This is a genomic window from Paenibacillus macerans, from assembly GCF_900454495.1.
Taxonomy (GTDB): Bacteria; Bacillota; Bacilli; order Paenibacillales; family Paenibacillaceae; genus Fontibacillus; species Fontibacillus macerans.
Genome location: NZ_UGSI01000002.1, coordinates 627,903 through 654,571, shown reverse-complemented (window position 1 = coordinate 654,571; position 26,669 = coordinate 627,903). Strand labels below are relative to the sequence as shown.

The following is a 26,669-nucleotide window of genomic DNA, read 5'->3' as shown; positions in this document are numbered from 1 at the left end:
TGCTTATCATTACTGCATCAGCGGCGCGGCTTCTCCGGCATAATACCGGGCCAATTCGACGATCATGCTGCCCATTCGCTCTTCCTTGGGGGCCAGCACGCGCGGAACCCCGGCCTCCCGCAGCCCGGACGCCGTCACCTTGCCTACGGCGACGGCCAGCACCGGCCCCTCCAGCGCCTGCATCAGCGCCTCGAGCCGCCCCCTCTTCTCCGCATGCTCCATGAGAAAACGGACCTGCGGCCCGCTCGTGAACGTCACGGCGTCCACCTTCCCCTCCACGATGTCGGCAAGCAGTTCTTCCAGCGCTTCCTCCGGCGGCGCAATATGGCGATACGGCAAGACCTGGCGGCAGCTTGCCCCTTGCTCTTCCAGCCACGCGGTCAGCTGCGGGGCGGGGTCGCCGTGCAGCTGCAGCATCACGCTTTTTCCCGTGAAATCATGCTCCGCCAGTCCCCGGATCAAGCCTTCCGTACTGCCGTCGTCATCGCGGACGAGCGGCGTCAACTGCCGTTTTTTGAGGGCGTTTGCCGTCTTGTACCCCCGGGCGGCAATGGCATTCCTGCGCAGGTTCTCCCAAAGCTGCTGAGCCGCCCCCATATCCTCGGCCATCTCGAACACGGCTTCCAGCCCCATGCCGGTGGTGAAGATCGACCAGTCCGGCGGAGTCTCCACCCAGGCCGCTATACCGCTCCGCAGATCCGCGTCGTCCAGCAGAACCGTTCCTTGGGCCGGCCGGTACAGCGGAATTCCCCCGAGGTTTTCCACCAGCTTCCCCAGTTCCTCCGCCCGGCGAGGACCTGTCAACGCAATCCTTTTCCCTTCCAATCTCCGCGCCATATTTACCTCCCCAAAATCAGCCTGTTTTCTACTACCAGCTTATACGACCGAGGGGAGGAAGTAAATCCCAAGGCCCGCACGTCAGCCCGATTTCGGTTTGACCTTTCGCGGCCATAACGCGGCGAACAATACGATCGGCAGCACCAGTTCGAAGATCAGCGCCACCAGCGGCCATACGTAATTGAAGTTGAATTGCTGCAAGGCGTTTTTGAAAAACCAGATGGAGCACACGAACGCCAGCGCGCCCGCGGGGGCCGTCATAAGGCGGCCGGACAATTTCGGCACGACCATCTGCATTAAATAGCACAGCACGTAGATATCAAAGCCGATTTTGCCCAGCGCCGTCGGATACCATAGTCCTACGACAAGCAGATCGAAGCGGTCCATGAAATCGGTGATCTGCAATTGCCGGATAAGCTCGTATCCCGAATGCGTCAATTTGCCGGTCAGCGGCACACCCATGACCAGTTCGGTCATAAGCAGGGTGCCGAGAAGCAGCGCCGAGGTGGCGATCAAACCGGCAAGCACGCCCGCAGGACGGTAATACTTTCCCGAAATGACGAGCGGCAGGGCGATGATTTCCCCCAAATAAGGGACCGCGTACCATGCGCCCTTGGCGATGCCTATCCAATCGAAGGAAAAGTAAGGAACCATGTACTTGATATGTATATTCCTTAGCATGATGACGCTGACGGCGGTCAGGACGGAGATCATGATAGGCACATAGATTTCGCTGAGCCCGAGGAAGGCCCGGATTCCCCCCTGCGAAATATAGACTGCCGTGGCGGTGATCATGATCCCCAAAATCAAGATCGGCGTCCGGTTCAGCAGCACCGAATTCGTAAAATCGGCAAGGATGCGGATATCTCTGGCGGCGATGAACAGAAAAAAGAGAAGGTACATTCCCAACAGGACCCGGCCGCTCCCCGGAAATCTCTCCACGACCGCCTGCATCAGATTTTTGTCGGGAAACCGCTTCAGCACCGCCGACAGCAGCCACAGGGACAACACGCAAACCCCGCAGCCAAAGACGAAGGAGATCGCGGCATGCTGCCGGGCCACATCCGCCATTGGCGAAAATGTCTGCAAAAACGTCAAGGAGTTGATATACAGCAAGCCAAGCAGCGCGATTTGCCGCTCCGTTATTTTTCTCATCGTAATTAATGCTCTCTCCTTCCATAATCTCTTTAAGGAAAAGGCACAAGCGGCCGGAGCACCTTGCCCAGCCATTCGCTTGGGTAAAAGAGCTGAGGCGACAGCATGGTATAGAGCAGGATGCCGAGGGAAACGGCCATCATGCCGTAGGAAAACCACCGGTTTATGGGGGGCTCCTCCCTCATCGCTTCCTGGTCCCGCCATACGCCGAAGGCCATAAGCATCAGCAGCAGCAAGACGATATCAATCATTGCGGAGCCGATCCTCCCTTACGCCAAGCGAATTGATCAATTCGCCGGTATTTTCCAGATGAACGTGAGAGTGCACGCGGACTTCGACCTCCGGGAGCACATCGTTCCAGCGGTTATGCACTTTTGCCCATTCCGCCGGGTAGGCGTTGTGAAAAGAGTTGCCGATTCCGAATATGTCCGAACGGTACTCCTTCAGCACTTTGTTCGCCACCTCGCGAACGCGTTCCGCCACAAAGTCATTGCATTGCTTTTCCAGTTTGCCCATCATGGTGGACTCCAGGTTCACGTTCGACGTATTTTCCACAAGCAGCCCTTTGGCCTGGATATAGATGTCCGCGACAATTTGCGAGTTCTTCAGGCGAGTCCGGATTTTGGAATTCGTTTCGTTCAGGCTTACCGTGATCATTTGGTCGGGGTTGCCGCCTTCATACCGGACGCTGACTTTGGGATCGATCGCCTCGTTCATCGCCAGCAGCGCCATCGCTCCATCGTCCGTGTCCAAAAAACCGACCAGCTTGTCTGTACGGAGGACGCCCAGCCCATCCAGCCGAACGAGGCTTTGACCGTCGCCGACCTTGTCCGGGGCGCTTTCCCCCAAGGTAACGGCCGGAATCGCCGGGTCGATCCCTTCCGTGAGCAGCTGGTTGGACAGTTTTTGCACACTCATCGCCGATTTCATTCCCGATTTGGCGATTTCCCGGATCATCTCGGCGGGAACCTGCTCGATCGGGGCGTCCGCCCCCAACACTTTGTATGCGGGGCCGCGGGTAACCACAATGTAGGTGGTTAGGCGGTTTTGCGGAAAACGGGCGAACGTATCGATCTGCTCGCCGATTCCCGTCCGGGCAAATTCTTCGCCGTACAACGTTACCCGGCGGTGGGAATAGTTCAGCACGCGGGACAGGCTGGTCTGCATTTCCTTATTTGCGGTATAAACCGTCGGCGCCGTCTTGGACAGCATCAGAAACGTTTTGCTCCCGGATGTGCCGCCGCCTCCTCCCTCGCTTCCCGCCCCGCCCAATTGGCTTGGGAGAGCGATCTGAACCGTTGAGCGGATAAGGCCGTTTTCCTTATCGATGGAAGATCCGAGCACAAAAGCGATGTCGTTCACTTCAATCCGGTCCCAGCAGCCGGTCAGCAGAAGGGGAAGCAGCACCAACGTCAGTAGGAAACACGGTGTTTTTCGGTTCACCTTGTTCACCATCCCTCGGTGGTATCATTGCCCAGCCGCCGGGTTTTGCCGATTCTCCGGATATTGTCCGCCGCGTCGGCGGCCGGCCGTTTTTTCATCTTCCACATCGGGACGCGGCTGAAGATATCTTTCATATCCCTGGGCCGGTAAGGAGCGACCCCAGTCATATAGGGAACGCCAAAAGATTTTAATTGCGTCAGATGCACGATAATCCAAACCGCGCCGACCACGATGCCGAACAATCCGAAAGCGCCGGCTAATATCATGATCGGAAAGCGCAGCATGCGGATGGTGACGGCCAAGCTGAACCGCGGAATCGTAAACGAGGCGATGCCGGTGAGCGACACCACGATAACCATCGGCGCCGAGACGATCCCCGCCTGAACCGCGGCCTGGCCGATGACCAGCGCCCCTAAAATGCTGACGGCTTGTCCCACCGTTTTGGGCAGTCGGATGCCGGCTTCGCGCAGCGCCTCAAACGAGATTTCCATAATGAAAGCCTCGACGAGGGCGGGAAACGGGATTGCTTCCCGGGCGGCGGCAACGCTCAAAATGAGCGTCGACGGCAGCATATCCTGATGGAACGTCGTCACGGCAATATATAACCCCGGCAGAAACAAGGCGACGCACAGGAAAAAAATACGAATCCAGCGGATCATGTTGCTGATAAAAAACCGCTCGTAATAATCCTCGCTGGCCTGCAGCATCTGCCACAAAGTTACCGGCGCGATCAGCGCAAACGGCGTACCGTCGACGAAGATCGCCACTCTGCCCTCCAGGAGCTGGGCGGCTACGGTATCCGGCCTTTCCGTATATTGCATTTGGGGAAACGGAGACGACGGATTATCCTCAATCCATTCCTCGATATATCCCGTCTCCAGAATCCCGTCGATGTCAATCGCCTCGAGCCGTTGTTTGACGTCGTTAATCAGATGTTCTTCGGCGATGTTTTCGATATACGCAATGGCTACATCCGTCTTCGTCACCTTGCCGATCACCATGTCGATCAGCTTCAGCTTCTCCGTCTTGATTTTGAAGCGGATTAGCGCGGTATTGATCCGCAGCGATTCGGTAAAGCCTTCGCGCGGTCCGCGAATGACCGCCTCGGTCTGCGGCTCCTGCACGCTCCGGCGCGAACCGCCCTTCACGTTGAAGAGGAGCGCCTCATCCATCCCTTGGATAAAAACCGCCACGTTCGACGTCAGGACGGCATTAATCACCTTTTCCCAGTCGGAGCTCGCATCGGTTTGGCTGATGGAAACCCGCTTGAACGAAATCGGGTACGGATTGTCCGGCAGGACGCCGGCCAGCCCCTGAATGACGGGACGCAGAATATGCTCCTGCACGTCCTCCACTTTGATGATCCCTTCGATGTAGACGAGCAGGCCCTTAATGTAGTCCGTTAACTGGACCTCGCGGTAAATGACGTCCGAGCAGTCCTGGAATACTTTTTTGACGGTTTTCGTGTTTTTCGTCAGATCGCGGCTGACTTTCTCCCTCACTGCAACACAACTCCCTGCGGTCAACTGTTCATCGTTAACAAGATGTAGAATGTACCATTCGGGGAATAATATGTAGCCGGAGGGAAAGAAAAAAAGCTGCCCTACAGGCCGGCATGACCTTTCGGACAACTTTTTCAATGCGCGGTATTCTACTTGTGCGTGATCAAAAGCGGATTTTTTGAACTGCCTCTATTGTTTTCTAACGGTAAACTTGTCCAGCTGCCCCTTAAGCTGCTCCGCCATACGGGTCAAATCGGCGGAAGAAGAAGCTACTTCCTCGATGGAGGCGAGCTGCTGCTCGGCGGCCGCCGAAATCGTCTGCGTATTTCCGGCCGCTTCCTCGGAAATCAGCCGGATGTCCTTGATCGATTCCGTCACTTTGCCGGCTCCCGCCGCCAGTTCCTTGGCCGCTCCGGCCACGCCTTCCATCTTGGCGGCTGCGCCGCGAACCGCTTTGCGGATCCGCGAGAAGGAGCGCCCGGAGGTGTCGACGGCGACGATCCCTTCCTCGACCCCCTGCTTGGCGTTCTCCATCGATTGAACCGCACGCTCCATTTCGTTTTGAATGCCGGCGATCAGCTCCGCAATTTGCTGGGCCGATTGCTCCGAACCTTCGGCCAGCTTCCGTACCTCGGAGGCGACGACCGCAAATCCCCGCCCCTCTTCCCCGGCCCGGGCCGCTTCGATCGAGGCGTTCAGCGCCAGCAAATTCGTCTGCTGGGCTATCCCCGCAATGACCTCCACGATTCCCCCGATATTTTGCGTCTGCTCGCCCAGCGTTTGGATGACCGTCCCCAATTGATCGACCGTTTGCTGGATATACTCGATTTTTTCCACCACGCTAAGCACGGAGGCGTTCCCTTCCTCGGCAACGCCGTTCGTCTGCTCCATCGTTTCCGTGACCGCCCGGATATGCTCGGACATCGTGATCACCTGACGCGACATTTCCTCCACGCCGTCCGCGCCGGCTTCAACCTTCTGCAGCTGCTGCTCGCTGCCGGTCGCCATTTCCTGAATGGCCACGGTCACATGCTCAATCGCCTTGGTCGTTTGCTCCGCTCCGGCCGACAGCTGCTCCGCCGAAAAGGTAACCTGGTTCGCCGTTTCCCGCACGCTGGCGATCATCCCGTTCAGGTTGTCCACCATGCGCTGAAAATGGTTAGCCAGCACCCCGATTTCATCTTTCCGGTTCAAATAGTCGATGCGTCTTGTAAGGTCCCCTTCGCTGATGCGCTGTGTCGCTTCGCTCAGCCGGTCCAGCGGAACGGCGATCATTTGGACCGTGATCCAGGCGGCCGCGATGGCCACCGCCAAGGAAATTCCCGCGATCAGCAAGGAAGTGGAGTCAAAGATGCCCCTCAGCACTTGATCCAGCACGCACGGAACGATCGCCGCCAGCACCGTCGTGATCAGCAAAGTTAACCTAACACGCTTTGCCATAATGAACAGACCCTCTCTCTATCAAAATTTGGTAGGTATATCTGTATGTATTATAGATTTTAACGAAGTTTCCTGCTACGTAAGAAAACATTTATCGGCCGTCGTGCCTTTCGTAAAAAAAGAACCGCCCACCCAAACATGGATGAACGGTCCGGTGAACAACCGCAAGTTAATCGGCCAACCGGTAGCCCACGCCCCGCACGGTGGCGATATACATGGAGTTGGCGGCCCGGTCGCCCAGCTTTTTGCGCAGGCTTTTGATATGAACATCGACCACGTTGCTGCCGCCGAGAAACGATGTTCCCCACACTTCCGCCAGCAGCTCTTCGCGGGACAGAACTCCGCCCTCTTGCTCCAGCAGCTTAATCAGCAGCTCGTATTCCGTTTTCGTCAGCTCGATTTGAGCCCCGTTGCGGTAAACCGCCATCTTCTTGCGGTCGATCCACAAATCCTTGAAGATCGCCGGTGAGCTCCCGGGAAGCAGCCGCGTGGCTGCCCTGCGCGCACCGCTGCTTTGGATGATCCGCTGCGCGCGGTAGACGATCTCCATCGGGCGCGCGGGCAGCACGAGCAGTTCCTGATTCATCAGCCCCTGATCCAGGCGCGGCAGCATCGACTCCTTGATCAGCAGGAGGGAAGGAATGTCTCCGGTTTCCTGCTGCACGATGGACCGGATTGCCGCAGACTCCTCGCCTTCCTTATAGGAGGTCAAATCGAAAATCAGCAAATCCGCGGTCATCGCGTTGCGAATCCCTTGCTCCCAGTGATGGAACACCAGAACGTCGAAGCAGCCTTCCGACAAATCCCGCACCAGCTCATGAACATCGCTGGGGAAGGGACTGATCAGAATAACCCGCTGGGTAATCGGGCAAACCTCCCGCCCTATCGTCTTCTCCTCCTCATGAACGGCGGCCTCCAGGCCGGCAGGTCTGCGAAACGGCGTCACCGTGCTTACGATCTCTTTCAGTTTGGCTTCTTTTGCTGACACGACGGACACACCCCCCCAAATACGATATGAGCATGATGGACATCATACCCCGTTTCTTCGGCAACGGTCTTGCTCCATTCCTCGGGCAACCCGGACATCACTTCATCCACGCGCCCGCACACTTCGCACAAGATATGCTGGTGGTCATCCATCTTGGCGTCGTACCGGCTGGCGGACTCCCCCAGCTTCAACTCGCGGATCAATTCCTTTTCGGTCAAATAGCGCAGCGAATTGTACACCGTACCGTAGGCGAAGTTATAGCCCTGCTCCACAAGCCGGTTCATGACCTCGGCCGCCGTCGGGTGATCGTTCGCGTTGCGCACTACATCGTACACCGCTTTGCGCTGAGTCGTCAGATTTAAAGTTTTCATCTATTATCAATCCCTATTGTTTTTATTTTTAGAATTAGTATAAGTCTTATTTTAGTTTCAGTCAAATCTAATCTTTCGCAGAGCAAAAGTCAGCTTGAGGTTAGGAAAGTGGGGAGGGCGGCTCGCTGTCCGAATACTTTGCACGATTATCCCGTTTGATCAGGTAGCAGAGAAACAGACAAGCTCGGGAGAAGAAATATTTGGTGGAGAAGCAGATAGGCTCGAGATAATTTAGACGGGCTTAGGAGAAGGAATCAGGTTTAGGGGAGGTGAAACAGATCAGATAGGAATCAAGGACCCATTAAATTGATCTGCATCAAGTACCCCTACGGTTCAAGCGTCACGATCAGGCCGCAGCCGCAAGGGGCTGGTTCGGTTGGCGCGCGATTAGCCGACGGTAAGGGATCGCCGGAATCGCTACACACATGCGCAGCAACTTCTGCCGCATCGTTTCTTCCGCTCCGGGCAGGCGCAGACGGCGGCGTACGGTGTATTCGTTCAGATACGCCTGCAGATGCTTCAGTCCCAAGGCTCCATACGTACTCTTCAGCGATTCCCACGCCTCTCTCACTACTTTCCGCAAGGGCGCATACAGCCGAAAGGCCTGAGGAAACAACTGTACCGCCGATGTATGGACATCCACATGCCCATTGATGAACGCATCGAGTTCGTGACGGTTTGCCCTCTTTTCGCCTCCCCGCTTATGCGGCACCAGGCGGATTTTGACGTGCTCCGGCTCGCCCGACTCCGTTGCCGTGCAGCCGGCTACGACCGCCGAGGCGTACGGATGCGAAAGCTGACACCGGGATGGATTACGCCCATACTGATCGCTGTTCACTTTCACGTCTCCAGAGAGCAGCTCCCGGGCATCAAACTCCCCCACGGCATGACGTATTTTGTGCAGCATCGACCAGGCGGTCTTGTAGGCGACCCGGATCACCTGGCGCAGCCGCAGCGCCGAGATGCCATCAGGGAGTAGGAACAACTCCAGCGCCTGGAACCACTTCACCAGGGGGAGATGCGTTCCTTCAAAAATCGTACCGACCAAAGGGGATGTTTGATGCTTGCACTTTCCGCACTCGAACAAAGGGATGTGCCGGGAAGTCAGGCGGCTGCAGCGGGTGTAAGTGCAGCGCGGGCAGACGAAGCCGTTTGGCCACTTCATCGCGATTAGCGCTTCCATGCAGGCCTGCTCGCTGTTAAAACGGCTGCTGAATGGCTGAAGTTCCGTTCCCGCATTGATCTCCATGTTTACTCGCCCCCGAATCAAGAATATACGAACATAAATTCCATTTATTTCATTATACCAAACATGTGTTCTCTAATCAAGCCGAAAATCTCTCCTGAACCGCCTCATTTTGTCCTCAGCTTTTTTTGTGTTTTTTCTTCTCTTTTTTTGGAACCCTTGACTTGCTCTAACCCCACTCCCTGCTCCTTAACGAAGGGGATAATCGTGCAAAGGCAGGCAGCAGGCAGAGACACCAAGACACGAACGCTTTAGATGGTCCCATCCAGACAGCCCCCCTCACCTGGCGTCGATTTGTGACGCAGCTCGAAACGGCTACGGTGCAAAAGGTAGATACACCGCCCCGCCGGATCGTGACGCCTCTACATCGTTGACGCTTCCTCAACGAAGCAGCCCCAAAAGCCGGAAAGACACTGTCCGTCTTTGATTGAGCGTCAACTCCGGCAATGGATTGCTGCTTGCCCAGCTACATCCAGGCTTGCCTGCCGATTTTTTGCTGCGAAAGTTGAGTTTCTAACTACCCGGTGATGGAAATAATGAAAAAAAATGATTTCCCCAAGGAGGAACAAGGCATGTCAAACCATACTTCCCCATCCGGCCGGCTGCCGCAGCAACCGGAATCCATGTGGCGCAAAACGACCGCCCTGCCTGCTTTTGAACCATTAAAAGAAGATATCGAAACCGACGTGCTCATTGCGGGTGCCGGCATCGTCGGCATTACGACCGCCTATTTGCTGGTCCAGGCCGGATTGAAGGTCGCCGTGATCGACGCCGGAAAAATTCTCGACGGAACGACCGGCTATACGACGGCAAAAATCACGGCCCAGCACGGGCTGATTTACGACAAACTGTTGAACCATTTCGGCAAGGAAGGCGCCCGGCTGTATTACGAGGCGAACGAGGAAGCGCTCGGCTTTATTGCGGACACGGTGAAAAAGCGGAAAATCGACTGCCAATTCCGCCGCGAAGATGCTTATCTGTACGCCGATTCGGATGAGCAGCTGCAAGAAGCTGGAAGCCGAATGGAAGGCTTACAAAGAGCTTGATCTGCCTGCCGAATGGCTTGATTCCCTGTCCTTGCCGCTGTCCGCCAAAGGGGCGATCGTGCTGAAGAACCAGGCGCAGTTCCATCCGCTCCATTACTTGCGCGATTTGGCCGAGTTCGTGGCCGAAAGCGGCGGTACCTTTTACGAGAACACCACCATGAGGGATCCAGCCGAAGATTTGGAAGACGGCCGGCTCAAGCTATCCTCCGAGGATGGGCATACGGTCATCTGCCGCCACGCTGTTTCCGCCTCCCACTTTCCGTTCATCGACGGCAAAGGGTTGTACTTTGCCCGGCTCTATTCCGAGCGGTCCTATGCGGTCGCCTTCGAGCCCGAGCAGCCGTATCCCGGAGGCATGTACATCAACTGCGGGAACCCTAAACGCTCGCTGCGCTCGGCCGAGCTGAACGGGAAAACGGTGGTGATCGCCGGCGGAGAATCGCACAAAACCGGAAAAAACGACTGCACGATCAAATGTTACGAGGCGCTGGCGGAATTCGGGCAGTCGGTGCTGGGCGTTAAATCGATCCCCTACCGCTGGTCGACGCAGGATTTGGTCACGATGGACGACGTGCCTTATATCGGCCGCCTCACGGAAGATCGCCGCAACATTTATGTAGCGACCGGCTTTGCCAAATGGGGCATGACCAGCAGCACGGTGTCCGCGCACCTGATCCGGGATCTGATTTTGGAAAAAGATAACCGGTACGAGCGCTTGTTTACACCCTCGCGGTTCAAGGCGGAACCCACGATCAAAAATTTGGCCCGGCAAAACGCCGATGTGGCCAAAGAATGGGTGACCGGCAAGGTGGAGCTTGTCCACCTGAAACCCGAGGATCTCGTCCCCAGCCAGGGCGCTGTCGTCAAGCACCGCGGCAAAAGAGCAGGGGCCTACCGCGATGACGAGGGCCAGCTTTATCTTGTGGACACAACGTGCACTCACATGGGCTGCGAGGTCAAATGGAACGAAGCGGAACGCTCGTGGGATTGCCCTTGCCACGGCTCGCGGTTTGATTATAAAGGCGCGGTCATCGAGGGACCCGCAACCAAGGATTTACCTCGGCTGCACCGGCAGCCCGAACAAATGAAAAGCTAGGATGGCGCTTGCATCCGTTGAGATCCTTATTTTTTGAATTGAAAAAGGCTCGGCGGATGTTTTGTTTTTTGTTCACTACCTTGCTTTGTTCAGTACTGTATGATATTATGCTTTCAGTGATACTGATTATTGTTCAGTAGTGGAGAAATATCTTGAAATGAGGCGAACACCGGTATGGACATCAGCATCCAATTCAAGAAAGGCGCTTTGGAGCTTTGCGTGCTCGTGCTCATCCAGCAACGGGACCGTTACGGGTACGAGCTCGCCCAGTCCGTTTCCAAGCATATCGAAGTGGCCGAAGGAGCGCTTTATCCTCTGCTGCGAAGACTGGTCCATGAAGGCTACTGCACGACATACCTGCAGGAATCCACGGGCGGCCCGCCGCGCAAATATTACAAGTTGACGCCCGAAGGGGAAATATATACGAACAGGCTGGTGGTCGAGTGGAAACAGTTCGTCCAGAGCGTATCTACATTAATCGAGAAAGGAAGCCATTTATGAATAAAAATGAATTTATTGCGCTTCTTAGAGCCCATCTCTCCGTCCTTCCGCCGGAAGAACAAAACGAATTGCTGGAAGATTACGAAGCTCACTTCGAATTCGGCCTGCAAAGCGGGAAGACGGAGGAAGAAATCGTGCTGGAACTGGGCGAACCCGCGGAACTGGCCAAAGAAGCGCTCGGCAACCGCTACATCCCCCAAGATCATGTGTATTGGTACGGACCTGATCCGGCGGGCCGCGCCAACGCGCCTGAACCGAACTCCGCCGCCCGCGCGGGAAACGATCGTCCGGCGGGAAATACGCCGGCCTATACCGGACCGGGTTTGAAGGCCGTTAAGCGCCGCGGCGTGTTTGCCGGTGTGATGGTATACATCGGACTTTTTTTCTTAAACCTTATCGTCGTTCCGCTGCTTCTGTCCTTATGGTCGGCATTTGCCGGTTTTGCGGCCATCGCGCTGGGCGGGATTATCAGCCCGCTCGCCCTCGGACTGGAATTTGCGGTGCATCACCAGTTTAACCCGGGCAAGCTTTTTGCAGCGGTTGCCTGCGTAGGGATCGGCATCTTGCTGGCGGTCGGTTCACGTTATTTATTCATCGGAATGCTGCGCTTGAGCACCGGATATTGGAAGTGGAACGTTCGAATCGCAAAAGGAGGAGATGCGGCGTGAACAGCAAAAGATGGACGCTGCTTGGATTGTTTTTGATCGTGCTGGGGCTGGCCGGGATGGCCTACCAGCGGTTTGACTTCGGCGAGAAGCTGCCCGCCTACCAGCAAAAATGGACCTTCGGCGAAGGCGAGCTGGAAAATCTGCACATCGAAGGCGAATATGACGTAGATGTGGAGTTTATCGACAGCCCGGACGGGGCCGGTTATATCGAGGCCAGCGGCAACATGAAGCAGGAAGCGATCGATAAAATAAAAGCGGCCGCGATATCCGGCCAAACGCTTAAGCTGGAATTTGAGGAGCCATGGGACTGGTCCTTCTTCAGCATGAATTTCCAATCAACCAAACAGCATATTACCGTGGCCCTGGCCAAGGACAGCGGACTGAAGGCGATCAGCTACAAGTCGGTCGACGGGAACGGCAGCTTCGCTGGTTTAAAGGCTGAGAATATCGAGCTTTCCGTTTCCTCGGGCAACATCCGCGCCGATGCCGTCCAAGCGGAAACCCTGAAGTTTACCGCCACCACCGGGAATATTACCGCCGAACGGGTTGAGGTTCAGGGAAATGCGGAAATCAAGCTAGGTTCCGGCAACATCAAAATCAATGAGCTGCAGGGAGCTTTGACGGCAAAAGCGACTTCCGGGAATATTACGGCGAGCGGTGTGGAAGGACCCGTCGAGGCTTCGCTGGGTTCCGGAAATATCAAATTCACCGACTTCACAGGGAACGGCAAGCTTAAGTCGACCTCCGGCAACATCACTTTGGAAAATCAACGTTCGGACAGCCTGGACATCGCTGTGCAATCCGGCAGCGTAAAGCTGTCCATAGACCCGCAGTTCCGGGGAGTTTACGACCTAAGGACGAAATCCGGCAGCATCACGGCCCCCGAGTCGCCGCAGCAATCGGAAGACGTCGTCAAGGTGCGGACAACGTCCGGCGATATCCGGATTCGGTAACCTCCTTGATTTTTCAGATCATTAATTATATAATTCACATAACTAACATTTAAGGAGGTGGGTAGAGTGGATCGCAAGCTTGTATGGAATCGGATTAGCCAGCTGCCATTGGCAATGTCTGGCATTATCTTTGGCACAGCCGTTAACGGGATAGGTCTGTCCATTTTTAACGATTCGATATCCATACCCAATTGCGAAATGCCGCTCCTACCTTAACCTCACGTTAAACGTGCGTACCGAAGGCAGCAGGATTTCCTGCTGCCTTCTTTTTTTTGGATTTACGGGCTTAAGGCAGCGGACGGCATGGGACGAAGGAGATTAAATAACCCATGATGATCCAATGTCAAAACATACAGAAATATTACGGCGCCGAAATGGTGCTAAGCGATGTTACGTTTGAAATCAAAACGGGCGAGACCGTCGGCCTGATCGGCCGCAACGGCACGGGCAAAACAACCTTGATGAAGCTGCTGACAGGCAAAGAACAGCCCGACCGCGGACAGCTGCATATCCGCAAAAACGCCCGCATCGGCGCGCTGGCGCAGATTCCCGATTATCAAAACGGCGAAACCGTTCGCGGCGTGCTGCTGGAGGCTTTTGCCGGGCTACGCCGGGTGCAGGCGGAAATGAAGCAACTAGAGAACGAAATGTCCGCGGCCGGAGGCCATGCCGAGACTGCAGGCAACATGGATAGCTTGCTCCGCCGGTACGGCGAGCTGCAGGAGTCCTTCGAGCGCGGAGGAGGTTATGAAATCGACGCCTCCATCGACCGGGTGGCCGGCGGGCTTGGCATCCCGGCGGAGCAGTTTTCCCGCCCCTTCTCTTCGCTTTCCGGCGGGGAAAAAACCAAGGTCGGCTTGGCGGTCATCCTGCTGCAGCAGCCGGATCTGCTGCTTCTCGACGAACCGACGAACCATTTGGACATGGCCGCGATCGAATGGCTGGAAACGTATATCCGGACTTTTGCCGGAACCGTCGTCATTATTTCCCACGACCGTTATTTTCTCGACGCGGTGGCGGAGAAAATCGTCGAATTGGAAGACGGCGAAGCCTTCACCTACTATGGGAACTACAGCACGTACAAGGAAGAAAAAGAACGCCGCCTGCTCCAGCAATTTGCCGACTACCAGGAGCAGCAGAAGAAGATCAAAAAGATGCAGGAAACGATCAAGCAGCTGATCGAATGGGGCAACCGTTCCAATCCGCCGAACCCCTCGTTCCACCGGCGCGCCGCTTCGATGCAAAAAGCGCTGGACCGCATGGTGAAGCTGAAAAGGCCGATCCTGGAGCGCAAAAAGATCGGCCTCCAGCTGCAGCAGGCCGACCGTTCCGGCAATGACGCGGTCGTGCTGCAAGAGGTCGGCTGCGTCCGCGGAGCCCGGCGGCTGTATTCCGGACTGACGCACACGCTGCGCTACGGCGAAGCCGCCGTGCTGATCGGACCGAACGGGACCGGCAAAAGCACCTTGCTCAAAAACGCGCTCGGCCTTGAGCCGCCGGAGGAGGGGGAAGCCCGTCTCGGCACCCGGATCGACGCCGGTTATCTGGCGCAGCAATCGGCCCCCGCCGATCACGAGGAAACGGTGCTGCAGTATTTCCGCGACGAGATCGGCATCGAAGCCGGAGAGGCGCGGCATCAGCTGGCCCGTTTCCTGTTCTACGGCGCGGACGTGTTCAAGAAGGTGCGCAGCCTCTCGGGCGGAGAATGGACCCGGCTGCGGCTGGCCGTGCTGATGCATCGCAAGCCGAATTTGCTGGTGCTTGACGAACCGACCAACCATCTCGACATCGATTCGCGCGAAGCGCTGGAAGAAGCGCTGGAAGAGTATGCGGGCACCCTGCTCGTCGTCTCCCACGACCGCTACTTCATCAACAAGGTGGCGAGTCAGATCTGGGCGCTGGAGGGCGGACGGATGCACGTTACCCATGGCAACTATGAAGATTACCGGGAGGAACTGTCCCGAAGATCGGCCGCCGCGGAGGTTCACATCGGCGGTCCGGCCCCGGCTCCGTCCTCCTCTTCGGCTTCAGCGGCCGGGGTGTCCCCCGCCCTCTCCGCCCAAGCGGACGCTGCGGAACGGACAAAATCCGCCGATAGAGCGGATGGGACCTATGAGGCTTCGGCTTCAGATGGAGCCTCGCGAGGAGCCTCTGGGGGAGCCTCGGGAAGAGCTTCGGCAGAAGCGGTGAAAGCCGCCCGCAAGCCCCGGGCAAATCCGGCCTATCTGCGCAAGCTGGAGGCCGATATCGCCGCCGCGGAAGCCGAGCTGGCGAAGATCGACAACGCCATGCTCGACCCGGAAACGGCTTGCGACGCGACGCGTCTGATCGCGCTGCAGCAGGAGCGGGATGCGCTGCAGGGGCGGCTTGACGAGATGATGGAAGAGTATTTTGCCTTGCTGGATGAATCCGCCGAATAAAAGGAGAGCGATAACGATGAATCCCCCCAAATTCCAGCTTCACTCCGAAGACCCCCGCGTCCGGGCGCTGGCCGCCGCCGACCCGCGAATGGGGCGCCTGACGGCCTTGATCGGCGGCCTGGCGACCAAACCGCAGGGAGCTTATTTTGCCGAACTGGCCCGCTCCATTATCAGCCAGCAAATTTCGGTCAGGGCGGCGGCGACGATCCGCGGCCGGGTCATCGAGCTTGCCGGGGAACTATCCCCGGCCGCTCTCTCGGCGCAAACGGACGCCGGCTTACGAGCCGCCGGCCTCTCCGCCTCCAAGGTCGCTTATATCCGCGATTTATGCGGCAAGGTTTTATCCGGCGAACTCCAGCTGGAAAAGCTGGAGGACATGAGCGACGAAGAAGTCGTAGGCGCGCTCGTATCCGTGAAAGGCATCGGCAAATGGTCGGCGGAAATGTTCCTGATCTTCGCCTTGGGCCGGGAGGACGTCGTGTCGTTCGGCGATGCCGGCTTGCAGCGGGCCGCCAAATGGCTGTACGCCATGGAGGACCGGGACGACCGCAAATATTTGCAGCAGGTGGCCGCGCCATGGTCCCCCTATGGATCGATCGCTTCCCTGTATTTATGGGAAGCGATCAATCAAGGTCACGTCGATTCCGGCGAAACCTTCGAAGAGCGCTGTAAACACCTATGATTGGGTGTTATCCTTTGGCGTTTGCTAAACGGTGACAAAGAGGCGGGCGCTTGCGTAATTGATCCCGATCCGATGCTCCCCCCGTCGCCCGCAGCCCCTTCCACCTCTAACGGACTGAGATGACCTTATTCGCTCATTTCCCGGTTATTTCCCGCTGTAACGGACTCCAAAGGCGTTATTGGGCTGGAAATAAGGCGATCGGGGCGGAGTTGACCAAAATAAGGTCTCCTCGGTCCGTTACAATTTTTCTGCTCGAATTTTCGCCAGTTGAGCGTCATCAGTGTCCGTTAGCCCCTACGCCCGCGCCTTGCTCCCTCTTACCATGCGGTCCCGGAACCCAACCCACTCCTCCTGTCCTCACCCGTAAATTCTGATCTCATATTCGCAATGCTCGTCGCCGGATACGTTGCATTGGGTCTCACGGACGCTCACCTTGCGGTTCAATATACGGCCGAGCGCCCCTTCCAGAATTGCCCCCTCCAAGTCGCATACCTTTTTCTCTTCGATCACAGGCAGTCCTTTGCAGAAGCAATCGTCTACCGCAATCCGGATCAGCCGCTCATCCCGCTGCAAAACGCGCGGCAGTCCTATCCGCAGCTTGGCGAACAACTCCAACAATTCCTCCAGCGTCCCTACCGGGAGGCTCTCGCCGATTTTGCGGCCGATCGACGCCGTCGTTCCTTTGCCTTCCAATGGCAGACCCTGCTGCATACCGATCAAGCGGATCGCCCGAAACAGCTCCAGCGGCACCTCGTCTCCCAGACGGACGCGATTGATCCGCTGCAGATCCTCAAACGTAAAGCTTGTCATGGCTCATTCCCCTTTTCCTCGTTGGTTATATTTTTAATTTGCCATAAAACGCAATTCATTTCCTTGACTGAGATCAAAAATGCACAGCTATAAATGTGATATATATCACGAAATATGACGCATATCCTTGATAGGGTAAAAACAAGATCGTCTCGATTCCGGGTGGAGGGATGAATGATGCAACACACTTTGTTTATTTTGCTGCAGCTGCTGGAGCGGGCGGCGCTGCTGCAAATGTGTTTGTTTGTGCTGACCCGTCTGCCCCGCTTCAAGGAGCTTTTTCAGAAGAAAGAATACAACCGTCAGGAGCTGGCGCTGGCTACGGCCATTTTCAGTCTGTTCGCCATCTTCGGAACCTACAGCGGCATCAACGTTGAAGGCTCGCTGGTCAACGTGCGGATTATCGCCATCATGGCGGGAGGCATACTCTTCGGCCCGGCGGTCGGCCTGATCACCGGGCTCCTGTCGGGCGCGCACCGCTTCTTGATCGACATCGGCGGGGTGACCTCGCTGCCCTGCCTCATAACGAGCATGATTGCGGGCGTTGTTGCAAGCATCATATACGTCCGCACGCCGGCGGAACGGAAATGGGCGGTCGGCATCGCCGCCGGCATGGGCTGTGAAGCGCTGACGATGCTGCTGATTCTCTGGATGGCCGAGCCGTACTCGCTGGGGCTGAACATCGTTTCGCAGATCGCCCTGCCGATGATTGCCAGCCAGGTCTGCGTGGGATTGATCGTGATGCTGGTGCAGAGCGTGGAAGGAGAGAAGGAGCGGATCGCCGCCAGGCAGGCCAAGCTGGCGCTCGATATCGCCAACAAGACGCTGCCTTATTTTCGCTCCATCACGCCCGAATCGCTGCGGAAGATCTGCCGCATCATCCAGGCCGAAATCGGCGCGGACGCCGTGGCGCTCACCGATACCCGGTATATTCTCGCTTACGTGGGCTTGGGGGAGGAACATTATGCGAACCGGCATGAAATCGTGAGCGATGAGACAAAGAGTTCGCTGGCCAACGGGGAAATTACGATCCGCAATAATGAGGCCGCCCATATCGACCCCCGGATCAAGTCGCAGATCATTATTCCGCTCAAGGAAAAGGGGGAGGTAACGGGCGCGCTGAAAATTTATTATGCCAAGGCGCATAAAATCACTTACTCGCTGCAGGCGATGGCCGTTGGACTGTCTCAGATGATCTCCACGCTAATGGAGGTTTCGCGCATTGAGGACCTTAAGCAGATGGCCAACAAGGCCGAGCTCAAGGCGCTGCAGACGCGGATTCACCCGCATTTCCTGTTCAACGCGCTCAACGCGATCGCTTCCTCCATCCGTGTCGACCCGGAAAAGGCGCGCGAACTGATCGTCAATTTGTCCGGATACATGCGCTACAATCTAGAGCTGACGGACGAGATGATCGATCTCAGCAAGGAGCTGCAGCAGGTGCGGCAGTATGTGGAGATCGAGCAGGCCCGTTTCGGCAGCCGGCTGGAGGTGCGCTACGATATCGACGATACGCAGGTGCGAATTCCGAGTCTGATCATTCAGCCGCTGGTGGAGAATGCGATCGTCCACGGAATTTTGAAGGGAAAAGGCAAGGGTACGGTCACGATATCGGTCAAAGACCGCGGAGACACCGTGCGTATCGGCATTGTCGACACGGGCGCCGGCATCGAGCCGGAAACGATACGTAAGGTATACGAAGGCTCCATGGAAGACAACCGGATCGGGCTTTACAATGTACACCGCAGAGTAAAGCTGATCTACGGGGAAGGGCTTAGGATCCACAGGCTGGACAAAGGAACGGCGATTTATTTTAACCTCAAGAAGGAGATCTCATCAATTACTCATGACTAAAGTCATGAGCTTGTAACTGCCCGGAAGTGAATGCGACAAAAAGTCTCCTTCCTTAACATGGCGTTACTATAGGCAGGTTGACATCTGCCCAATTGTATAGGTATACCTTATACAATCCCTTTAGTGATGTACTTCATTCCAATACGCTGAAGGTTCATGGCGGCAACTCGATCATCACTTGAGCTATACCCGCATTCTTTACATTTGAAGTGATGCTTCTTCTTGTCCCGGTTCCCTTTGTTTTTACGGCCGCACTTCGGCAGGTCTGTGAGGTGTACTTGGGATCTACAGCAATCACTTTTCCTCCATGTAATGCGGCTTTGTACTCGATCATCTTTCTTAGTTGATAGAACGACCAAGATACCGATTCATAACGTTCGTTAAGTTGAATCTTTTCTGTTTTACTACGAACACCTTTTAAATTCTCCACCACCATCAAGGTTGCACCATACTTACGGACGAGTGCCTTCGATACACAATGATTGACATCATACATCCAACGGTTTTCTCGTCCTCCAATCCGCTTTAGTTTCCTTCTGGCGGAGGCTGTGCCGACTTGTTGCAGTTGTTTTCGCATATGCTTATACCTCGATCGCTTATCTTTGATCGGTCGACCGTGGAAGAACGTACACTTGCCCTGCGAATCATAACTGGTGGCGATAAAGTTGATCCCGAGATCAATACCGACGACTTGATGGATGGCTCCTGTTTCGATTTCGGCGATTTCTTTGGATACTGGAATATAGAGGAAGAATTTCCCCTTCTTGTGGACCAACTTTGCAGTGCCGTATGACCAAGATCCGTCAAAGTAAGAATCCATACCTTTCGTCATGTAGGGTACTTTAATCCGACCATACAGCGTGTTGATGGAAATGATTTGTTTGGAGAGCGAATAGTCCCGATTCCATACCAGGTCGTACTCGGGTTTCTTGAAAAGGACCGTGTCCAAGGGTGTTTGTTGCTGAGTAACGACTTGTATCTGGCGATGACGGTACTCATAACGGACTGGGCCATTTGCGACCGGAGCGAAAAAGCATAGCGCAGTTCTCGATACATCATGTTGTGGAGTAAAGTCTTCGAGAGGATCTTGTCTTTATGTACAAGTACAGACAAGTGGTTGCTCGCTTCGCGGTAAGCGCGCTAGGGTTTGTCGTAACCAATCCGCTTGTTGCTCATTAGGCAGTATTTTCACTTTCGCTGTTAAAGTAAGTTTCAAACCTGTCACCACACTTCAAAGAAAGGTGAAGTCAACACAAGGAAGCAACATCTATCTCATTCCATTATACCAAACATTTGTTCTCGTTTAAAGCGATAACAATGTCTTTTCAATATTTTGAAGGGAGGAAGTAAAGGAATATAGCTTGTCAGTGAGGCGTAAATTCCTCTCATGACTAAAATCTCAAGTATCCTTTACGTTATCGATGAAAGCGATCATCATCGAAGATGAAGAACTGGCCCGCCGGGAATTGGCTTACTTGATCGAGCGCTACAGCGCGATTGCGGTCGAAGCCTGCTTCGAGGACGGGCTGGAGGCGTTGAAGTTCTTGCAAAACCGGGAGGTTGATGTACTGTTTCTGGATATCAATATTCCCTCGATTGACGGCTTGCTGTTGGCTCAGACGATCAGCAAATTTTCCGCCAGACCTTTTATCGTGTTCACTACGGCGTACAAGGAGCATGCCGCGGATGCGTTCGAACTGGAGGCCTTTGATTATATTCTCAAGCCTTACAGCGAGTCGCGGATTCAGAATATGCTTGGCAAATTGGAGGCGGCCCACACGGCGCGAAGCGGAGGCACGGGAGAAGGAAGAGGCGCCTTCGGCAAGATCAATCTGTGGAAAAACGAAAAAATTATTGTCGTGGAAATCGACGACATTTATTATGCGGCCGCCCGGGAGAAGAGCACCAGCGTGATGACGAAGAGCGGGGAATACACGATGGCGCTCAGCATCAGCGACTTCCAGGCACGTCTGCCGCAGGAGCATTTTTTTCGCTGTCACCGCTCCTACATCGTTAATCTCGGCAAAATCAAGGAAATTATTCCGTGGTTCAACAATACCTATTTGCTGCGGCTGCGCGATCTGGACTTTGAAGTGCCGGTCAGCCGCGGTAAAGCGAAGGAATTCCGGCAGCTCATGCGTCTGTAGCCGCAATTCATTCCGTATTCGCGTCATTTCGTTCCCGTTCCCGTCAAGCGCTGCGCGTATTCGTTTACAATAAGAGTGCAGAGAGCTCTTGCGGAATCGAGAGAGAAAGAAGGAATGGCTATGAACGGCAAATCCGGAAAGCGGTGGCCGATCGTATTGGGCACCATTATTATGCAGATGGGTCTCGGCACCATCTATACCTGGAGTCTGTTTAACCAGCCATTGGCGAACAAATTCGGGTGGGATCTTGGCTCCGTTTCTACAACCTTCTCCATCACAAGTTTCGCGCTCGCCTTGGCCACATTGTTTGCGGGCAAGCTGCAGGACCGCTTCGGTCTGCGCAGGCTGACGATGGCGGCAGGCATTTTGTTGGGACTCGGCCTGATGTTAAGCTCGCAGGCAAGTTCCCTTCCGATGCTGTACCTGCTCGCCGGCGTGATGGTCGGCTATGCGGACGGGACGGCTTATATCACCTCACTGTCCAATCTGCTGAAATGGTTCCCCGGCCGCAAGGGTCTTATCTCCGGCGTTTCCGTCGGGGCTTACGGTACGGGCAGCCTGCTGTTCAAGTATGTCAACGGGGCTTTGCTTGAAACTGCCGGCGTTTCCGGAGCTTTTCTTTATTGGGGTTTGATCGTCATGGCGCTGATTGCCACCGGTTCCTTGCTGGTGCGCGAGGCGCAGCATTCGCCCGCCGTCCCGGCAGCCGAATCGCGCCCGTACGGCGCGGACAAGGCCGCAGATATGGAGCCGCGCAATTACTCCGTGGGTGAAATGCTGCGTACGAAAGAGGCTTACATGCTGTTCGCGATCTTTTTTACCGCCTGTATGAGCGGGCTTTATCTGATCGGCATCGTGAAGGACATCGGCATTCAGCTTGCCGGGCTTAACGAGGCCGCCGCGGCCAACGCGGTCGCGTTGATCGCTTTGTTCAACACGTCGGGCAGGCTGGTGCTGGGCGCGCTGTCCGATAAGATAAGCCGGCTGGGCCTGATCGGCGGAGCGCTGGCGGTAACGGCGGCGGCGGTGTTCACCCTGAGCTTTGCTCAGCTGAATTTCGGTCTGTTCTTCGCCTGCGTGGCGGCTATCGCCTTTTGCTTCGGCGGCAATATCACGATCTTTCCGGCGATTGTCGGCGACTTCTTCGGCCTGGCCAACCACAGCAAAAACTACGGTCTCATCTATCAGGGCTTCGGCATCGGCGCGCTATCCGGCTCGTTCATCGCCGTGATGCTGGGCGGCTTCAAGCCGGCGTTCATCGTCATCGGCCTGCTCTGCCTGGCCGCAGTCGTCATCGCGGCGCTCATAAAACCGCCTGTGGAAAACACGAAGAAAAAGGGGCTGCACCTAAAGCCTTTCAGGTCCGCAGCTTAAATTATAAAAAGCCGGTACGCACTGCTTTGCGGTGCGCCCGGCTTTTGCTAGTAGAAGGATCCGGAAATAATATGGCTTATCTGCGGACGGGGGTCATGGATCGCTTTGTTCTATATTAGTCTTGTGCTCAGTATCGCCCCTATAAAATAGCGGAACTTTCGGGTCTTATTTTCCAATTTGAGCCTATTTATCACCAATAGGGGAACTTTTGGGTCTTATTTTTTGATGAACAGGTCTAAAAGTGGCCTTTCGCCACTAAATCGTGAAAATAGCGCCATAAAATTCCTCTATTGCACGCAACATGGGGGTATCGGCTGAAATAGCGCCCTTTTTTTCCTTTATGCTGTCACCCGAGATCTTCAACAGACTAGTTTTGCCCTTTTCTCATGTCTTCACTTGCCATCATGCTAACGTTATTTCCAGAATCGTCTACTAGTTTATAGGATATTTAAATGATTGCCTCTTTTACACCGCCTCCGGCTCGAAGCTGCCTTTCGTAAACTGGCTGTTGTACAGATCGGCGTAGAAGCCTTTTGCAGCCAGCAATTGTTCATGCGTGCCTTTTTCGATCACCGAACCGTGATTCATGACCAGGATCAGATCGGCGTCCTTGATCGTCGAAAGGCGGTGGGCGATGACAAAGCTTGTTCTGCCCTTCATCAGTTCGTTCATCGCTTTCTGGATCTGCACCTCGGTCCGGGTGTCGACGCTGCTCGTGGCTTCATCCAAAATGAGAATGGCCGGGTCGGCCAAAATCGCCCGCGCGATCGTCAGCAGCTGTTTCTGACCCTGCGAGATGTTGGAGGCCTCTTCGTTCAGGATCGTATCATATCCGTCCGGCAGCGTGCGGATAAAGTGATCGGCGTAGGCCATTTTGGCTGCCCGCACCACTTCCTCCTCGGTCGCGCCTTCGCGTCCGTAGGCGATATTGTCGCGGATCGTGCCGTTGAACAGCCACGTATCCTGCAGCACCATGCCGAACATGCTGCGCAGGTCGCCGCGCTTCATCTCCGCGATGTTGACGCCGTCCACGCTAATCGCCCCGTCGCCCACTTCATAAAACCGCATCAGCAGGTTGATCAGCGTTGTTTTGCCGGCCCCGGTAGGTCCGACGATCGCGATCGTTTGCCCCTGCGATACATTAATGTTCATATCCTCGATCAGCGGATGCTGAGGATCGTATCCGAACTTCACGTGATTGAAGGCCACATCGCCGCGCGGCTCTTTGAGTACCTTCGGCCGGGCCGATTCCGGCACTTCCTCTTCTTCGTCCAAAATTTCGAATACGCGTTCCGCCGAAGCGACCGTCGATTGAATGATGTTGGCGATGTTCGCCGTTTGCGTGATCGGCATCGTAAACTGCCGCGCATATTGGATGAAGGCCTGCACATCGCCGATCTCGATCGTCCGTTTGGTGACGAGGATGCCGCCGACCACGGACACGAGCACATAGCCGATGTTCCCGATAAAGCTCATGATCGGCATGATGACGCCGGAAATGAACTGCGCCTTCCAGCCTGCCGTGTACAGCCGCTCATTAATGTCGTCAAACTGCTCAAGCGACGTTTTCTCGCGGCCGAACGCCTTAATGATTTTGTGGCCGGTATACATTTCCTCTACATGGCCGTTAAGTTTGCCCAGCTCCGCCTGCTGGCGGACGAACTGCTTCTGCGAGCGTTTGGCGACCTGGGTGATCGCCAGCACGCTGAGCGGCAGCGTCAGCACGGCAATCAGCGTCATCAGCGGGCTGATCGACAGCATCATCACGATGACGCCGATAAGCGTCAAGATCGAGGTGATCAGTTGCGTCAAGCTTTGCTGCAAGGTATTGCTGATATTGTCGACGTCGTTCGTGACCCGGCTGAGAATTTCACCGTGGGTACGAGCGTCGAAGTATTTCAAAGGCAGCCGGTTCAGCTTGGCGTTCACATCGCGGCGCAAGTCGTACACCGTTTTCTGCGCGACGCCGGCCATCAGGTACTGCTGCACATAACTGAACAGCGAGCTTAATACGTAAAGTCCCACCAGGACCATGATGATCTGCCACACGTACGCAAAATCGATCGCCGCCCCGGGAACCCCCTGAATTTTCGCCATAATCCCTTCAAACAGCTTGGTCGTCGCTTTCCCCATCACCTTGGGGCTTACGATGCTGAACACGGTGCTTAAAACCGCCATGACAAGCACGGCTGCCAATTGATATTGATGCGGCCGCAAATAACGGATAAGCCGCTTTAAAGTCCCTTTGAAGTCCTTTGCTTTCTCGGCCGGCATGCTCATGCCGGGTCCGCCGGGCCCTCCCGGTCCGGGATGTCTCGGAGCGTGTCCTCTTAGCCCCGGAGGTCTGCCGGCAGGCTGCCCAGAGGCGCCCGCGCCTTTTTGCTCCTGACTCATGCAATCTCCTCCTCCGAAAGCTGTGAATAAACGATCTCTTTATACACGTCGCAGGTTTCCATCAGTTCGCGGTGATTGCCGATGCCGGCGATCCGGCTTTCGTTCATGACGATGATGCGGTCGGCGTCAAGCACGGTGCTTACCCGCTGGGCCACGATAATGACCGTCGCTTCCCGGGTCTCCTGCTTCAAGGCGGCGCGCAGCTTCGCGTCCGTTTTAAAATCGAGCGCGGAGAAGCTGTCGTCGAAAATGTAAATTTCCGGCTTCCGCACGAGCGCCCGGGCGATGGAAAGCCGCTGCTTCTGCCCGCCCGACACGTTGGTGCCTCCTTGAGCGATCACCGATTCGTAACCATGCTCCATCTCGGCGATAAAATCGCTCGCCTGGGCGATCTCGGCCGCGTGGCGGATCTCCTCGTCGGTGGCGTCCTCCTTGCCGTAACGGATGTTGTCGTTGATGGTGCCGGAGAACAACACCGCTTTTTGCGGAACGAAACCGATTTTGCGCCGCAGTTCCTCCTGCTTCATCTCCCGCACATCGACGCCGTCCACCAGCACGCGTCCCTCATCGACGTCGTAAAACCGCGGAATCAAGCTGATCAGCGTCGATTTCCCGGAACCCGTTCCGCCAATGATCGCGGTCACCTCGCCCGGCTTGGCGCTGAACGTAATGTCCCGCACCGCCGGCTGTTCCGCTCCGGGATAGCTGAAGGAGACGTTTTGAAATTCCACGTAACCTTTTTGCCCGGACATCGCCGCCGCCACATCGGCATCCTTGATCTCCGGAACCATGTCCAGCACCTCGTTGATCCGCACGGCGGAAGCGGAAGCGCGGGGAACCATGACGAACATCATCGAAACCATGACGAGCGAAAACATAATCTGCATCGCGTACTGCAGAAAAGCCATCAGGTCCCCTACCTGCATTTGCCCGGCATCGATCCGCAGCCCGCCGAACCAAATGATCGCCACCGAAGACAGGTTCATCACCAGCATCATGATCGGCATCATGAAAGCCATGATTTTATTGACCCGAATCGAGGTATCCGTCAAATCGAGGTTGGCCGCGTCAAACCGTTTGCTTTCGTAAGCGGTCCGGTTAAACGAGCGGATAACCCGGATGCCGGTCAGACTCTCGCGCATGACGAGGTTCAGCTTATCGATTTTTTTCTGAATCGCCTTAAACAGCGGGATCCCTTTGCCGGCAATCAACCAGATCGACCCGGCCAGCACCGGAAGGACGACCACCAGCACCAGGGACAATTCCGCGTTCTTCGATACGGCCATGATGATCCCGCCCAAACACATGAGCGGCGCCATTACCATCATCCGCATCATCATGATCAGCACCTGCTGAACTTGGGTAATGTCGTTCGTCGTCCGGGTGATCAGCGAAGCGGTGCCCACCTTGTCGAACTCTTCCAGCGAAAAGTTGGACACATGGTTAAACATTTTGGCGCGCAGCCGCTTGCCGAATCCCGACGCCGCCTTGGACGAGAAGAAGCTCGCTCCGATGGAGCAGGCCATTCCGCCCAGCGCCACTAGCAGCATAAATCCGCCCACCCGCCAAATATACGGCGTGTCACCTTTGACGACGCCGATATCGACGATATCGGCCATCAGTGTCGGCAAATACAGCTCGGACAACGTCTGAAGAAAGACGAGGGCGAGCACTCCGGCGACCAGCCAGCGGTATGGTTTCAAATAGCGGAAAAGTTTGATCAATTCCATCATCTCCACTTA

The 26,669-nt window shown here is 55.6% G+C and carries 20 protein-coding genes and 2 pseudogenes; 9 read left to right on the top strand and 13 right to left on the bottom strand.

Translation table 11 applies throughout. The features are described from left to right. Window positions 1-9 precede the first annotated feature (9 nt). The 9 genes from DYE26_RS26035 to DYE26_RS26000 all read right to left on the bottom strand — a co-directional run bounded on the left by DYE26_RS26035 (window position 10) and on the right by DYE26_RS26000 (window position 8,985). On the bottom strand, window positions 10-837 hold the full coding sequence (locus tag DYE26_RS26035) for a uroporphyrinogen-III synthase (protein ID WP_036619154.1): 828 nt from the start codon (window positions 835-837) through the stop codon (window positions 10-12). An 81-nt stretch (window positions 838-918) separates the two neighbouring features. Continuing rightward, entirely contained in the window at window positions 919-1,992 is a 1,074-nt protein-coding gene (locus DYE26_RS26030; protein WP_036619152.1) for a GerAB/ArcD/ProY family transporter, read from the bottom strand. A gap of 32 nt (window positions 1,993-2,024) precedes the next feature. Then, window positions 2,025-2,243 (bottom strand): hypothetical protein, encoded by a 219-nt coding sequence (locus DYE26_RS33645; RefSeq protein WP_036619150.1) that lies wholly within the window; start codon window positions 2,241-2,243, stop codon window positions 2,025-2,027. Beyond that, on the bottom strand, window positions 2,236-3,435 hold the full coding sequence (locus DYE26_RS26025) for a Ger(x)C family spore germination protein (RefSeq protein ID WP_036627402.1): 1,200 nt from the start codon (window positions 3,433-3,435) through the stop codon (window positions 2,236-2,238). Before DYE26_RS26025 ends, DYE26_RS33645 begins: the two co-directional genes overlap by 8 nt. 5 nt (window positions 3,436-3,440) lie before the next feature. Continuing rightward, on the bottom strand, window positions 3,441-4,937 hold the full coding sequence (locus DYE26_RS26020) for a spore germination protein (RefSeq protein ID WP_240534083.1): 1,497 nt from the start codon (window positions 4,935-4,937) through the stop codon (window positions 3,441-3,443). Window positions 4,938-5,126: 189 nt separating this feature from the next. Next, window positions 5,127-6,377 (bottom strand): methyl-accepting chemotaxis protein, encoded by a 1,251-nt coding sequence (locus DYE26_RS26015; RefSeq protein WP_036619147.1) that lies wholly within the window; start codon window positions 6,375-6,377, stop codon window positions 5,127-5,129. A 169-nt stretch (window positions 6,378-6,546) separates the two neighbouring features. Next, the gene (locus DYE26_RS26010; RefSeq protein ID WP_082207634.1) at window positions 6,547-7,365 is read right to left on the bottom strand and encodes a response regulator transcription factor; all 819 of its coding nucleotides are present in this window, start codon (window positions 7,363-7,365) and stop codon (window positions 6,547-6,549) included. Further along, window positions 7,341-7,736: a Fur family transcriptional regulator gene (locus DYE26_RS26005; RefSeq protein WP_036619143.1), complete on the bottom strand. Its 396-nt coding sequence runs from the start codon at window positions 7,734-7,736 to the stop codon at window positions 7,341-7,343. Before DYE26_RS26005 ends, DYE26_RS26010 begins: the two co-directional genes overlap by 25 nt. 346 nt (window positions 7,737-8,082) lie before the next feature. Continuing rightward, on the bottom strand, window positions 8,083-8,985 hold the full coding sequence (locus DYE26_RS26000) for a transposase (RefSeq protein ID WP_115311327.1): 903 nt from the start codon (window positions 8,983-8,985) through the stop codon (window positions 8,083-8,085). A 569-nt stretch (window positions 8,986-9,554) separates the two neighbouring features. Here DYE26_RS26000 and DYE26_RS25995 point away from each other — a divergent pair. The 6 genes and pseudogenes from DYE26_RS25995 to DYE26_RS25970 all read left to right on the top strand — a co-directional run bounded on the left by DYE26_RS25995 (window position 9,555) and on the right by DYE26_RS25970 (window position 16,348). After that, a pseudogene (locus tag DYE26_RS25995) lies at window positions 9,555-11,124 on the top strand (FAD-dependent oxidoreductase). A 174-nt stretch (window positions 11,125-11,298) separates the two neighbouring features. Further along, complete coding sequence (locus DYE26_RS25990; protein WP_036619136.1) at window positions 11,299-11,625, top strand: PadR family transcriptional regulator; 327 nt, start codon at window positions 11,299-11,301, stop codon at window positions 11,623-11,625. After that, window positions 11,622-12,293 carry a DUF1700 domain-containing protein gene (locus DYE26_RS25985; RefSeq protein WP_036619135.1) on the top strand — a complete coding sequence of 224 codons (672 nt, stop codon included), beginning with the start codon at window positions 11,622-11,624 and terminating at the stop codon, window positions 12,291-12,293. Before DYE26_RS25990 ends, DYE26_RS25985 begins: the two co-directional genes overlap by 4 nt. Then, on the top strand, window positions 12,290-13,246 hold the full coding sequence (locus DYE26_RS25980; RefSeq protein WP_036619133.1) for a DUF4097 family beta strand repeat-containing protein: 957 nt from the start codon (window positions 12,290-12,292) through the stop codon (window positions 13,244-13,246). The genes DYE26_RS25985 and DYE26_RS25980 overlap by 4 nt, the downstream gene beginning before the upstream one ends. A 329-nt stretch (window positions 13,247-13,575) precedes the next feature. After that, a complete protein-coding gene (gene abc-f, locus DYE26_RS25975; RefSeq protein WP_036619131.1) occupies window positions 13,576-15,666 on the top strand; it encodes a ribosomal protection-like ABC-F family protein in 2,091 nt (696 codons plus the stop codon). 16 nt (window positions 15,667-15,682) lie between these two features. Continuing rightward, window positions 15,683-16,348, top strand: coding sequence for a DNA-3-methyladenine glycosylase family protein (locus DYE26_RS25970; RefSeq protein WP_036619130.1), 666 nt, complete (start codon window positions 15,683-15,685; stop codon window positions 16,346-16,348). 357 nt (window positions 16,349-16,705) lie between these two features. On the opposite strand, the gene DYE26_RS25965 is transcribed toward DYE26_RS25970, so the two are convergent. Further along, a complete protein-coding gene (locus DYE26_RS25965; RefSeq protein WP_036619129.1) occupies window positions 16,706-17,158 on the bottom strand; it encodes a V4R domain-containing protein in 453 nt (150 codons plus the stop codon). 177 nt (window positions 17,159-17,335) lie between these two features. Between DYE26_RS25965 and DYE26_RS25960 the strand changes: the two genes are divergently transcribed. Beyond that, window positions 17,336-19,012, top strand: a complete 1,677-nt coding sequence (locus DYE26_RS25960) for a sensor histidine kinase (protein ID WP_155619341.1) — start codon at window positions 17,336-17,338, stop codon at window positions 19,010-19,012. A gap of 107 nt (window positions 19,013-19,119) precedes the next feature. Here the strand turns inward: DYE26_RS25960 and DYE26_RS25955 are convergent. Beyond that, window positions 19,120-20,228 (bottom strand): annotated as a pseudogene (locus DYE26_RS25955) (RNA-guided endonuclease TnpB family protein). A gap of 205 nt (window positions 20,229-20,433) precedes the next feature. Here DYE26_RS25955 and DYE26_RS25950 point away from each other — a divergent pair. Next, a complete protein-coding gene (locus DYE26_RS25950) occupies window positions 20,434-21,159 on the top strand; it encodes a LytR/AlgR family response regulator transcription factor (protein ID WP_036619127.1) in 726 nt (241 codons plus the stop codon). A 120-nt stretch (window positions 21,160-21,279) separates the two neighbouring features. After that, window positions 21,280-22,533 carry an L-lactate MFS transporter gene (locus DYE26_RS25945; protein ID WP_036619126.1) on the top strand — a complete coding sequence of 418 codons (1,254 nt, stop codon included), beginning with the start codon at window positions 21,280-21,282 and terminating at the stop codon, window positions 22,531-22,533. Between the two features lie 465 nt (window positions 22,534-22,998). Here the strand turns inward: DYE26_RS25945 and DYE26_RS25940 are convergent, their stop codons facing one another. Both DYE26_RS25940 and DYE26_RS25935 read right to left on the bottom strand, forming a co-directional pair. Continuing rightward, window positions 22,999-24,927, bottom strand: a complete 1,929-nt coding sequence (locus DYE26_RS25940) for an ABC transporter ATP-binding protein (protein ID WP_036619125.1) — start codon at window positions 24,925-24,927, stop codon at window positions 22,999-23,001. Continuing rightward, window positions 24,924-26,651 carry an ABC transporter ATP-binding protein gene (locus DYE26_RS25935; protein WP_036627397.1) on the bottom strand — a complete coding sequence of 576 codons (1,728 nt, stop codon included), beginning with the start codon at window positions 26,649-26,651 and terminating at the stop codon, window positions 24,924-24,926. The genes DYE26_RS25940 and DYE26_RS25935 overlap by 4 nt, the downstream gene beginning before the upstream one ends. Window positions 26,652-26,669 lie beyond the last annotated feature (18 nt).